The following is a 12,909-nucleotide window of genomic DNA, read 5'->3' as shown; positions in this document are numbered from 1 at the left end:
TGTATTTCACCCTGTTACACTGGCAACATCCGCTGTTTACCCGCCGGGAAGCTCTGCGGTTGCTTATTCAGGTGCAGCGCACTGTTCATATGACGCGCAGGGAGAGACGGGAACGCCGGATCAGAAAAAACGCATCGGGATAAGAGCGGAAAACTGATCGATTTTTTTTATAAACTTACGGTAAAGCGCTTTCATAATCTCTCCAAAACCGTGATGACTATCACGTACCGCGTATCTTACTCATCCCGCTCCGTCCTGCAAGGGTTGACGCGCATTTTTTCATCTCTGTCCGGTGTAAAAAAATCACGACACTTTATCACTCAGATTGCAACTCTGTGATATGGTGATGCAATCGTTTGTTCGCTGCATTTACAGGATAAAACATGCAAAAATCGTTATTTATCGGTACGTTGTTATCTGCATTCTTTTTCAGTGGTTTACACCCTGCTCTGGCGCTGACCTCACAGCAGGCCGCCGAAAAGCTCTCTCTGACCGAACTGGCGGAGACCTACAGCCCGGCACAGATTTCCGCACTGACACAGCAGCCGGAAGCAAACCGGTTCGATGCGCTGATGATCACCATCGGTGCCCTGACGGCGGATGACCTGAAAAATCCGGCAGCAGAGAGTGATAAGCTTCAGGCCTTTGTTGATGCACAACAGCAGGAGCACACCCGCTATCTCGGCAATGTGTCGGATAAAAATATTGTGCCGCGCCTGCATACCGCCTGGAAAACCGCAGTGTTCCCGAATGACACGAAGACGCTGAAAACCCTGAATAACTTTATTGATAAAGGCTATACCAGCGGCTATAACCTGGTGGATACCCGCGAAGAATCCGGCTTTGATAAAACACGGATGATCCGCTACGGCCATAATGATATCGATCACGCCGCCCAGCTGATTTATCTGCTGCGCCGCGAAGGGTTTGATCCGAAAGTGCAGCTGACGCCGAAATCATCTGCGTTTCTTTATCTGGACGAATGGGGTGAGGCGGATTATCCGGTTACCACGCTGAAAAGCGGCAAAAAAGTGGCGATCGCCAGTGAATATAATCTCGACCTGGAATTTCCGTCAGCTGAAGAGCGTAACCGCTTTCAGAGCCTGATTGACCAGTACGCCAAGAAAAATACTGCTGACCAGAAAGGGCTGATCCGCGCCGCCTGGTGGCAGCCGTTTTACCGCAGTTATGTCCCTGTGGACGGTTATGATGTGGTAGCCGAAACCCGTGTGACCAGCGGTCATTATCAGGCTGATTTGATGGCACTGCCGGAAAACGCGGAAAAACAGGCGGAAAATATCCGCAAAGCGAAAAGCGGGATGCAGGTAACGAGTGAAAAAGTATGGGTGAATCCCTCTTTTTACCGTTATCTGCAGGGGGATTATAAGTAATCCTCTGCCGGACAGGACGGTGCGGTGTTAAGCCCGGCGCCGCCCTTCCGGTTCTGATGATAACGGGCAAAACGAAAAGCCGCTGTAAATACCTCCCTGTACGCTCAGGCTCGCCATCCATGGCTCGCATGCTTTTCGTTCGCCTGCCCGTTATCATGAACCTGACATTCAGGTTGCTTCGGAAGAGCAGATCACAGATTGTTTATCCGCCGATAAACAGCCCCGCAATTGTGGCCGCCATCAGGTTGGATAATACCCCTGCGACCAGTGCTTTCATCCCGAGGGTGGCAATTTCTTTGCGCCGGTTCGGGATCAGACTGCCGATACCGCCGATAGCAATTGCCACGGTACCGAAGTTGGCAAACCCGCACAGAGCGAACGAGAGGATGATTTGTGTCCGCTCAGTCATCGGCAGACCGGTGGCAGCCACGACTTCATTGCCCTTCAGATATTCCGCCAGGTTGGCATAGGCAAAAAATTCGTTGATAACAATTTTCTGCCCGATAATGGCACCGGATGTCAGCGCTTCATTCCACGGAATACCCATCAGCCACGCCAGCGGTGACAGCAGATAGCCCAGGATCAGCTCCATGCTCAGATCCGGCAGACCGAACCAGCCGCCGACACCGCCGAGCAATCCGTTTAACAGCGCCACCAGGCTGACAAACGCCAGCAGCATTGCGCCGACCGCCAGCGCCATATTCAGGCCGTTAATCGCCCCTTCCGCCGCCGCGTCAATAATATTCGCCGGGCGGTTTTCCTGCACCGGTTTGGCGCCGGATTCATCGGCCGTCTGCTGTGTTTCCGGGATCATCAGTTTAGCAAACAGTAACCCGCCTGGTGCCGCCATAAAGGAAGCGGCCAGCAGGTATTCCATTTTTACGCCCAGCGAAGCATAGCTCACCAGCATAGTACCGGCGATAGATGCCAGCCCGCCGCACAGTACAGCAAACAGTTCAGAGCGGGTCATGCTGCCGAGATACGGTTTAACCAGCAAAGGCGCTTCTGTCACACCAAGAAAAATATTGGCCGCTGAGTTCATCGATTCCGCACGGCTGGTTTTCAGCAGACGCTGTAACGCCCCGCCGACCCAGCGCACGAGGATCTGCATAATCCCCAGATAATAAAGTACCGCTGACAAGGCGGAGAAAAAGACAATAATCGGCAATACCCGCAGCGCGATAACAAACCCGCCGCTGCCGAAAATCTCAAACATTTTGTCAGAGACCAGACCGCCGAAAATAAAGGATGTTCCGGCATTATTGAAGTTGATTACTGTGGTGACTGCCTCTGCCATCACAAATAAAACGTGCTGTCCGGCCGGGGAATAGAGAATTAATCCGCCCAGCGCCAGTTCAATGGTAAAAGCCAGTACCACCGTGCGCAGATTAATAGCGCGGCGGTTTTCAGACAGTAAATAACCTATTCCCAGCAGTACCACGATCCCGAGAATGCCGATTGCTGTATTCATATGTGTAATCCGGTAAAAACCCTGAGTGAAAAATCCGCCGGCAGCGGCGGCATAAAAACCAAACCGTGTTAACATGCTGACCAACAAATACCGACCCTTCACACGGTTTGATTGAGAGGAGAGTGCTTTTATGGCAGTTGCAATTCAGGCAAGCGCAAACGATTTCGCGGAAACCATCATTATGCCCGGAGATCCCCTGCGCGCCAAGTTTATTGCTGAACATTATTTATCGCAGGCGCGGGAAGTAAACAGCGTCCGCAATATGCTGGGTTATACCGGAGAATACAAAGGCAAACGGATTTCGGTGATGGCTCACGGCATGGGTATCCCCTCAATTTCAATGTATGCGTATGAGTTGATTCAGGATTTTGGTGTGAAAAACCTCATCCGTATCGGCACCTGCGGCGCAGTGCGGGATGATGTGTCACTGATGGATGTGGTGATCGCCATGGGCGCAAGTACCGATTCCAAAGTGAACCGTGACCGTTTTTACGGTAACGACCTGGCGGCACTGGCGGACTGGCACTTGCTGGCATCTGCGGTGAAAACCGCTGAGCGTCTGCAGTTACCGGTCAAGACCGGTAACGTGTTTACTGCGGATCTGTTTTACACCACCCGCCCGGAACTGTTTGCCGTGATGGAGCAATACGGCATTCTCGGGGTGGATATGGAAGTCGCCGGGCTGTACACCGTCGCGGCGGAGCTGGGCGCACGGGCACTGGCGATCCTCACCACTTCTGATCATATTAAAAACGGCGGTAAACTGACCATCGATCAGCGCCAGAACGCGATGCACAATATGATTGAGCTGGCTCTGGAAACTGCACTGACACTCTGACCGCTCAGACTTTTATCCGTAAAGCAAAAACGCCCTCATCAGAGGGCATTTTTGTTTGTTCATGACAGCGATTACTGTGCGGTGTTGTTAACCGGCAGAATTTCCATAATGCCTGCGCGGACATAATACTGCTGGCCGGATGCGGCAGCTGGTGCATCACCCGCCATTTTCGTCAGTGCTTCTTTCGGCGTTGCGGTGGATAATGAAGACTGATACAGCGTGTTGCCGTTCATATCACGGACGCTGGCGCGGACAAAATACTGTTTGCCGTCTTTACTGACTGCCGGGGCATCAGCGCTCATTTTTTTCAGGGCTTCACCCGGGGTGGCAGTGGTCAGTGCTGACTGAAAGACCGGTGCACGGTTGTAACCACCATTATGGTATCCGCGGTTATTATGATAGCCGCGCCCGTCATGGTTGCCGCGCATCATATGACGACCGCCGTTACCGTCGCAGTTGCCGTAGCCATTCATATACTGACCATTCTGCTGCGGCTGATTAACCGGAGCTGGTGCTGCGAACGCGGTCATACCCGCACCTAATAAACTCAGACCGATAACACCTGCAATGATTTTTTTCATATTAACATTCCTTCTTAATTAATTTTCTGAAGCACTGTTTTGCTGTTGATGTCATCATTGCCGATACCGGTGTGTAAGACAATCCGTTTTACCCTTTCTGACTATGAAACCATAATCCCTGCACAATTCATCATAATTTCTGCACAGTTCTTCATTTTTTCTCCACATTTCAACCTTTTTGCACGAAGAAAGATGTGTCAGAAATGACGATAAAATTTAATCAGCTTTATACTTCCTTACATAAAAAATGAGCCAATAAGATTAATCCCCTTATTATTGATATAGGGAATTGTTATCACTAAAAAAGACAGCAAACAGAACAACCTGAGGAACTGACATGAAAAAAACAACAATGATTGCCGGTATCATCGCAGCGGCGTATTCCTTTTCAGCACTGGCGGCCACAGCGGATGTTCAGGTAAAACCCCTGACAGCCACGGCACAGAAAACCGCAAATACCGCTGATTATCTGATTGGCAAAACCTGGGTCACGACAGAGGCACTGGATCAGGACGGTAAAGCCATTCCGGCCACCGATGAAAGTGTGGCGGGCTTCTTTGGTCTGGCCAACTATGAGAAAGACGGTTCCGTTAAGATGTACACCCCGGAAGGAAAGCTGAAATTACAGGGCGACTGGTCCTTCAGCGCGGACGGTAAAACCCGGACGCTGACCGGTAAAAATGATAAAGGGGAAGTGCTGTTTACCCGGGTGGTCGAAAATATCAAAGTGGCGCCGGATGAATATATTTACCGCGTCTACCCGAAACCTGATGATAAAAGTCATTATGCGGATATTGTCCATAAACCAAAAACCGCAGAATAAATAGCGATATACAAAAATGCCCTCAGTGAGGGCATTTTTCGTTCCGGCGGTATCAGCTTGCCAGAATCCGCGATTTGCGGCGTACCGCAGAAAGCAGCATATAAATCGCGGTGGAGAGCAGCACAATAAAGAAGAAACTCATAATACCGTCCGGCTGTTTCATAAACTGTCCGGCCACCAGCGGGCCCGCTGCCGACCCCACGCTGTAGCAGAACAGCATCACCTGTGTTGCCGCCACAATCACATTCGCGGTGAGTGTGTCACACGCCAGTGTGATTGCCACCGGATACAGGGCAAAGGAAGACATCCCCAGCAGTGTCAGCGCCACCACCATCACCAGATAGTGACCAGAGAGATAAATCATTCCCATCGCAAATACCCCGGCGAGTGAGACCATCGCCAGTAATAATACTTTGCTCATGCGGGAAGATAATTTACTGATCACCGGCTGGATAATCATCCCGCCGAGGATAATGGCCGCCATCAGGCCGCCGACCTGTCCGGTGTTGTAATGTTTTTCCTGCAATGCCAGCGGCATCAGCCCGTAAATGGTGCCCATCACAATACCGGAAGTCATACAGCCGACCATCGCCGGTTTGCTCAGACGCAGGATCTGTTTAAGGGATAAGCTTTTATGCCCGCCGTGACACACCGGCTGTGCTTTTGAGAACAGCGGCGGCAGTACAGCAGCAAACAGCAGAACCATCACCACCGCAAACGGCACGACACCTGCGGTTCCGAACACGCCGATCGCCAGCTGGCCAAGTGTGGTGCCGCCGTACAGTGCAGTCATGTAGAAGCTCAGGCGTTTGGCGCGGACAGCCGGGTTATCGCCAATCAGCAGCCAGGATTCAATCACCACAAAAATACCGGCAACCGCCACCCCGGCCAGCATCCGGGAAGCCAGCCACGCGCTGAGATCGGTATAAAACGGCAGAACCGCCACGGTTGCCGCCAGCGCCAGCACAAAGAGAATAAAGGAACGGCGGTGACCGATACGGGCAATCACCGGCTCAATCAGCATCGAACCGAGCAATAAACCAATATAGTAAGCACTGGCTAACCAGCCTGCGTAATCGGTACCGATGGCAAAATGACCCAGCGATAACGGGATCAGGCTCATCAGATAACCGGATGCAATCGCAAATAACGTCAGACCGGCGACAGGGATTAACACACTGTCAGGACGCGGCGTGCGGATGCTGTGACTCACTGCTTTTCTCCACCTAAAACAAAAAAATCAAAAAAACATGACGCTGCTTTTTTTTCTCAGGCTGTTTCATCGCCAAAATGGTTGATGACGGGTCATTGATAGAAGCAGTGGATTGTGAATTTATGTCTGAAACGGAGCGGAATATAGCCCCTTGCGAGGGAAAAATGAAATCAAAAAAACTAATGGCTGCGAGTAGTTTTTGTTATGGAAGGAAATAACAGAGGAATATGGGGTTTCCCCTGTTATTTTCGGTATTTTCACATGCAGATTAACAAAAAAATAACTTATTTTTCCTTATCCGCCGGTAATAAGGAAATCACCGTCTCCAGTGCATCGGGGATAACACTGCCGTGGGACTTTCCGGGGAAGCTCAGGAACTGACACTGTTTGCCGCGCAGTTGTAACTGCTCACACACTTCCCGTGCGGTAATGTCACTGTAACGGACGGACAGATTGTGTTTTTGTTCTTCGCTCATTTTGCTCAGATCGGGTTTTTCTTCCAGTCCGCCCTGAGTGATGGTCAGCCGGATATCCGCCGGGAGGCGATCAAAACGTTCTGCTGTCATATAAGTGCCATTGCCCCACCAGAGGGACGGGCTGGCACTGATGTAATCGGTAAATAAACCGGGTTCATCCGTGGCCGTTCTCAGCACAAACAATCCGCCGAGGCTGTGGCCAAAGAAGTAGCGGTGGTCGTTAACAGAATAGTGACTGCTCACCCACGGAATAACCTGTTCGCGGATAAACTGCCGGAAAGGAAGTTCACCGCCGCCTGCAGCAAACTGTTCACCGGTTGCGGGCGGTGTGTAATCAAAGGTGCGGGTTTTCGGGTAAGCCTGATCTGAGGGATAACCGATCCCCACCACCAGCGGCAGCGGCCGGGTTTTACCGGCGCTGAGCCGGTTAATCATCATCGGAAACTGTCCGTTACCATCGAGCATATAGAGCACAGTGTACGCCGTCTGCGGCTGTTTCGGCTGCGCGATAAAGAGGCAGTAGTGACGATCACCCTGCTGCATCTCATGATGCGTTACTGTGAACTGTTGCTCTGCCGCTTCAGTGAGCGGCGTAATCTCTTGTGAAGGCCGCGCCATCAGGGGAGATACAGCCATCATGCAACAAATCACCATTATTTTTTTCCACATCCTGACTCCGGGAAAGACTTACTTAAAAAACCAATTCTGCCACGGGACGGAGGATGACGCAGATTCGGTTCGCGCCATCCCCGGAAAAAATAAAACCATTTTCTTTCAAACCCGGGCAGCGGGATAACCGGCAAAGCGGAAAGACGCTGACACATCCTTGTTCGCGAAATCTGCTGAATCATCCGTTCTGTGGCAAGGCGGCAAGGGAAGGATTCCGGGGGCCTGATTCTGCCACGGTGATCCGGCTGATACCACGCAGAACGAAAAGACGCTGTCACATCCTTGTTCGCTCGGATCGCGCCATCCCTGGCGCTCTACGCTTTTCGTTTTTCTGCGCAGCATCTGCCGTCTACATAACGTATTGTGTAAACAGAATATTGACCTGGTTTCCTGAGAGCAGCCAACGCCGCCACAAAACAAAGAGACGCGTTACGCTAAATCATTCGCTCTGTGGCAAGGCGGCAAAGTGAGGATATCCCCGGGAGCATACATCAGTATGTGACCGGGGGAGCCGAACGAAGCCAACGCCGCCACAGGGCGAAGGATGACGCGTAATCAGAAATTCAGTTTCAGATTAGCCCAATACCGGCGCCCTTCATCGATCTGCCAGTTCCCGTTAGTCTCGATATCATCCCCTTTCTCGTTGGCGATGTTCAGTACTGCGAAGTTCAGCAGCGCATTTGGCATGACCTGGTATGTCATCCCGAGGTCGAGGGTGGTGATCCCGCTGCGTTCACGCGGCTGTTTGGCCCCGTTACGCTGTGCTGCCCAGACCTGTTTGCCGGTGTAGTTTGCCTGAGTGTAGAAGTTCATATCCGGGCGGTACTGCCAGTCAAGTCTGGCATTCGCCATATGACGCGGTGTCATTTCCAGCGGTTGTCCTTTCAGGGATTTACCGTTGAGTTTTTCGTCGTCACTCTTACGTTCTGAATCGGTGAAGGTGTAGTTCAGGTTCAGATTCCATTTTTCTGCCACCGGAATACGGGAAGCCATTTCCACACCACGGATATTCGCTTTACCCACGTTGTCGTAGATAAACATATTCAGGCCGGTCAGCGGATCGGTTTGACCGGCGACCTGGTAGCTGGTCAGCTTGTTTTTGAATTCGGTGTTAAACAGGGTTGCACTGGCAGAGAAACCGGATTCGTGGTCATAAGCAATACCCAGTTCTTCGGTAACGCTGGTTTCCGGTTTCAGGTCACGGTTACCGTACATGATAGCCGCACCGCCTTGTGTGGACGTTCCGAAATTCGGGCTTAACTCTCGCAGTGTCGGGGCACGGAAGGCTTTCGCCACGCCACCTTTGATGGTGATTTCATCTGTCAGCTTATAGACGGCATAGGCACGCGGGTTCCAGTGTTTACCGTAGAATTCGTGGTCGTCCATACGCAGACCGCCGGTCAGCGTCAGGTCGTCGGTTACACTGAATTCATCTTCCACAAACAGCGCTTTCTGCTCAGCAGTCATTTTTTCAGTGACGGTCTGTTTGTTTTTAATCACGGAATCATCTTTCAGTTTGGCATACTGATATTGTCCGCCGACAGTCAGGACGTTAGACGGCAGGAATGCAGTGACCTTTCCGTCAACCACAGTATTGGTGACTTCCGGCTGGCGGGCTTCATATGCCATGACCCAGTCTTCACTGACTTTATTCCATTTGCCGGTATTGGTTTTACGGATGGTATTTTCCTGATACACACTCACTTCACTGTTAATTTCGTCCCAGTCACCTTTCCAGGTCAGCGCCCAGTGGTTACGATTGTTGTGTACTTCGGATTTGTTGTTCTTCTGAACGATACCGCCACGGGTAGTTGTCTCATCAATCGATTTCCCCGGGGTAGATGTGTGTTCCTGTGTGCTGCGGCCGACTTCCGCAAGGAATTTCTGCCCTTCAACCGGCGTAAAGGCCAGTTTAGCGGTGATATTTTTGTCGTCTTTGCGCGGTGTACCTTCCAGGAGTTTATCTTCGCGGCGATAGTTCAGCCCGCCGTAAACCTGTAACCCCAGCTTGTCTTTAATCAGCGGCCCGGAGACATAGAAATCCGTATTTGCGGAGTTACCGTAATCTTTACTTTCCTGAATGATACCGCCCATACCCATTGAGCCGTGCCATTCGTCTGCCACTGCTTTAGTGATGATGTTAATCACACCACCCATCGCATCGGAACCATACAGGGAGGACATCGGTCCGCGGATCACTTCAATGCGTTCAATGGCTTCCACCGGCGGGATAAACCCGGCTTCGTAACCGCCGCTGCCGTTCGGGCGGGATTCACGGCTGTTCTGACGACGACCATCCACCATAATCAGGGTGTAATCCCCGGACAGACCACGGATGCTGATATCCGGCTTCAGGCTACCGCCGATCACACTGACACCTTCCACATCTTTCACCATGTCAATCAGGTTGGCAGCCGGTTTATTTTGTAACTGCTCCTTGGTGATAACGGTGATACTCGCCGGTGCATCGCGCATTTCCTGCGCAAAACCGGAAGCGGTAACCACGATGGTGTCATCTTTATTTTCAGCATAAGCGGCGGTGGCCGCTGACATAACAGCAACAGCAAGCAGTGAGCGTTTGAATGAGGCGTTCATATTATTCCCTGACTGGATTGATATTTTTTATTTGAAGTATTAAATGAGAATGATTAATCCTATCATTGATATATGCCATTGAGAATATGATCGCAAATGAAAATTATTATCATGATGATAATAAATTGCTGTGACATCGTTAAACCGGAAAGTACAGCTGGAGAGTAAACGGCGGGAATGAAAATCGCAGGATAAAAAAAATGCTGCAAATTCAGGTGAATTTGCAGCCTTCTAACAAAGTACCAAAGTAAATAGTGAGGGATAACTAATAAATAAAATTAACACATTCTCGTCAGGAAAATCTGCTCATCACCGAGTGGCGGAGAACCAGAGTCGGTGTGTAACACGGCGGACAAAACGGCAGCGCCTGCGAGGACGCCAGCGCCAGTGCCAGCTGTGTTGCTGTCTGAGCCATCATGTCAACAGGATAACGTATTGTGGTCAGACGAGGTTGGATATATCGTGCGATCATGCTGTCATCAAAGCCGATAACAGAAATATCTTCCGGCGCGCGCAGCCCGTTCGCTTCAATCACCGACAGCGCCCCCGCCGCCATAAAATCGTTGTATGCCACGACCGCCGTCACCGGCAGTGAAAGGGACAAAACAGCGCTCATTGCCGCCTCTCCGCCTTCTGCCACCGGTTCACCAACGGCAATATAGGCTTCCGGCAGCTCACAACCGGCCTCTGTCAGAGCATCTCTGTAGCCCGCCAGCCGTTGCGCACTGTCCTCAATCGTGTGTGATGACGATAAGCAGGCAATATGGCGGTGCCCCTGTTTCAGCAAATATTGTGTGGCAAGCTGGGTTCCGCGTCTGTTATCCAGAGCGACACAGCGGTTTTCCAGCCCCGGGATCATACGGTTGATAAACACCATCGACGGCATTTCCGCTGCATAGCCGCGCAGTTCTTCATCACTCAGTGCTTTGGCATGGATCACACAGGCATCACAACGGCTGTTCATCAGTAATTCGATACCGCGCCGCTCATCCTCCTGCCGGTGGTAGCCATTGCCGATTAAAAGATGTTTTCCGTGCTGATGCGCCACCTCATCTGCGGCTTTGACCAATGAACCGAAAAACGGATCGGACACATCCCCCACCAGCACGCCGACAATATCACTGCTCTGGCTGACCAGCGCCCGCGCCGCCGCATTCGGGCGGTAAGCCAGCTCCTTCATGGCCGCCTGAACCGCACGGATGGATTCCGCACCGGCTTTCGGTGACTGATTGATAACCCGCGAGACCGTTGCCACTGATACCCCCGCCAGTTTCGCAACATCTTTAATGGTTGCCATTTACCGCTCCGTTATTGTTTTGTGATCCCGGTACTTGCCATCCGGTGTAACTCTGCTAATTTTTATTATCTTTTACTAAAATTTTACCGGATTTTACTATGGAAACTGTCGCTTACCCTGATTTCGCTAAACTGGAGATCCGCACCGGCCGGATCACGGATGTTAAACGTCACGAAAATGCCGATAAACTCTATATTGTTCAGATAAATGTCGGTGACCGCTCGCTTCAGACCGTCACCAGTCTCGTGCCGTATTATACAGAGGAAGAGTTACTGCATAAGCAGGTCGTGGTGCTGTGCAATCTGCAGAAAGCCAAAATGCGCGGCGAAACCTCTGAATGTATGCTGCTGTGCGCCGAAACCGATGACGGCTCAGAAAGCGTCCTGCTGACCCCGGAACGTGTAATGCCTGCCGGTGTCCGTATTGTCTGATAAAGCAAAGTTTGTCAACGGCCTGAGTGGCTCACCGTTGTGAGCCACTGTCTAAAACACAAACCGGTATACTGTTACACTCTCCCGCTGTTCCCCCGCTGCTGAAATGCCTTTGACCGCATCCGGCCAGTGCGGGTGATTCGGCCCGTCCGGGAAATACTGGGTTTCCAGCGCCAGCCCGGCATAATCCTGATAATCGCCGTGTTTTCCCGGCTGACCGCCGAGATAATTGCCGGTATAAAGCTGTATGCAGGGCATGGTGGTTGCCACTTCCAGACACACATCCCCCGCCGGTGACCAGTACGCCGCGATAATCTGTTTACCGTCACACAATGCCGGGTCCGGCACAAAGGCGTGATCAAAGCCTTTTGTCAGCTGCTGTGCCGCCTCAGACATAAAACCCTGAGACAGCGGCCTGCGGGTGCGCAAATCAAACACAGTGCCGGCTACCGGGCAGAGCGTCCCGTCAGGTAAGTTATCTGCATTCAGCCCCAGACGTTTGTCCGCCCGGATCTGCATTTCCCCTTCTGTCACCTTCACGCCGCTGTTTTCACCGGCAAGGTTGAAATAGGCATGATTGGTCAGACTGACCGGACAGGCTTTGTCTGTTTGTGTCCGGTAAGTCAGGCGGACTTCGTTTTCCGGCGTCAGCTGATAAGTGACTTCTGCACTGAGATTGCCCGGAAAACCCTGGTCACCATCCGGCGACTGCAGGGAAAATGTTACGGAATCCGCTGAACGACGGCGGATCTGCCAGCGCCGGTGGCTGAAGTTATCCGTTCCGCCATGCAGACAGGTGGTGCCTTCATTACAGGCGAGCGGATAAAACTGCCCGTTCAGGGTGAAACCACCGCCCGCAATCCGGTTGGCAAAGCGCCCGACCGTCGCGCCGAAATAGGCGGTCTGACGGGCAAATCCGGCGCTGTCCGCCACACCGCACACCACATCCCGCATTCCGTCTGCCAGCGGCAACTCACAGCTGAGCCAGGTCGCGCCGGTATCGGCAATACTGATGCGCATGCCGTTGTGGTTGGTCAGAACCACTACCTCCGCCGGTCTGCCGTCTGCGGCCGGTTCGGTTGCCAGCGCCCGTTCATAAGGGCGCTGCTGCATATGTGTCATAT

11 protein-coding genes are annotated in these 12,909 nt (G+C 51.9%); 4 read left to right on the top strand and 7 right to left on the bottom strand.

The features are described 5' to 3' along the window. Positions 1-383 precede the first annotated feature (383 nt). Entirely contained in the window at positions 384-1,391 is a 1,008-nt protein-coding gene (locus tag JL661_RS05055) for a hypothetical protein (RefSeq protein WP_062772793.1), read from the top strand. A gap of 202 nt (positions 1,392-1,593) precedes the next feature. Here the strand turns inward: JL661_RS05055 and JL661_RS05050 are convergent, their stop codons facing one another. Beyond that, positions 1,594-2,862 carry a NupC/NupG family nucleoside CNT transporter gene (locus JL661_RS05050; RefSeq protein WP_015422902.1) on the bottom strand — a complete coding sequence of 423 codons (1,269 nt, stop codon included), beginning with the start codon at positions 2,860-2,862 and terminating at the stop codon, positions 1,594-1,596. Positions 2,863-2,992: 130 nt separating this feature from the next. Here JL661_RS05050 and deoD point away from each other — a divergent pair, with 130 nt between their 5' ends. Next, entirely contained in the window at positions 2,993-3,700 is a 708-nt protein-coding gene (gene deoD / locus JL661_RS05045) for a purine-nucleoside phosphorylase (protein ID WP_004241027.1), read from the top strand. A gap of 71 nt (positions 3,701-3,771) precedes the next feature. Here deoD and JL661_RS05040 read toward each other — a convergent pair whose 3' ends face one another. Beyond that, on the bottom strand, positions 3,772-4,281 hold the full coding sequence (locus tag JL661_RS05040) for a hypothetical protein (protein WP_004904330.1): 510 nt from the start codon (positions 4,279-4,281) through the stop codon (positions 3,772-3,774). A 337-nt stretch (positions 4,282-4,618) separates the two neighbouring features. Here JL661_RS05040 and JL661_RS05035 point away from each other — a divergent pair, with 337 nt between their 5' ends. After that, positions 4,619-5,104, top strand: coding sequence for a DUF4822 domain-containing protein (locus JL661_RS05035; RefSeq protein WP_036415400.1), 486 nt, complete (start codon positions 4,619-4,621; stop codon positions 5,102-5,104). Positions 5,105-5,156: 52 nt separating this feature from the next. Here the strand turns inward: JL661_RS05035 and JL661_RS05030 are convergent, their stop codons facing one another. The 4 genes from JL661_RS05030 to JL661_RS05015 form a co-directional block, all read right to left on the bottom strand. Next, the gene (locus tag JL661_RS05030; RefSeq protein ID WP_338143986.1) at positions 5,157-6,227 is read right to left on the bottom strand and encodes an MFS transporter; all 1,071 of its coding nucleotides are present in this window, start codon (positions 6,225-6,227) and stop codon (positions 5,157-5,159) included. 374 nt (positions 6,228-6,601) lie between these two features. Further along, the gene (locus JL661_RS05025; protein WP_036416838.1) at positions 6,602-7,462 is read right to left on the bottom strand and encodes an alpha/beta hydrolase; all 861 of its coding nucleotides are present in this window, start codon (positions 7,460-7,462) and stop codon (positions 6,602-6,604) included. Positions 7,463-8,017: 555 nt separating this feature from the next. Next, entirely contained in the window at positions 8,018-10,057 is a 2,040-nt protein-coding gene (locus tag JL661_RS05020; protein WP_004904321.1) for a TonB-dependent receptor domain-containing protein, read from the bottom strand. Positions 10,058-10,349: 292 nt separating this feature from the next. Continuing rightward, positions 10,350-11,354, bottom strand: a complete 1,005-nt coding sequence (locus tag JL661_RS05015; protein WP_004904318.1) for a substrate-binding domain-containing protein — start codon at positions 11,352-11,354, stop codon at positions 10,350-10,352. 98 nt (positions 11,355-11,452) lie between these two features. Between JL661_RS05015 and JL661_RS05010 the strand changes: the two genes are divergently transcribed. After that, positions 11,453-11,785: a tRNA-binding protein gene (locus tag JL661_RS05010; protein ID WP_004242310.1), complete on the top strand. Its 333-nt coding sequence runs from the start codon at positions 11,453-11,455 to the stop codon at positions 11,783-11,785. A 51-nt stretch (positions 11,786-11,836) separates the two neighbouring features. Here JL661_RS05010 and JL661_RS05005 read toward each other — a convergent pair whose 3' ends face one another. Beyond that, a complete protein-coding gene (locus JL661_RS05005; protein ID WP_062772790.1) occupies positions 11,837-12,907 on the bottom strand; it encodes a galactose-1-epimerase in 1,071 nt (356 codons plus the stop codon). Between the last annotated feature and the right edge of the window lie 2 nt (positions 12,908-12,909).

It is taken from the genome of Morganella morganii (assembly GCF_019243775.1).
GTDB lineage: Bacteria > Pseudomonadota > Gammaproteobacteria > Enterobacterales > Enterobacteriaceae > Morganella > Morganella morganii.
The sequence above is the reverse complement of the archived record's forward strand: the minus strand, read 5'-3'. Positions and strand labels throughout refer to the sequence as shown.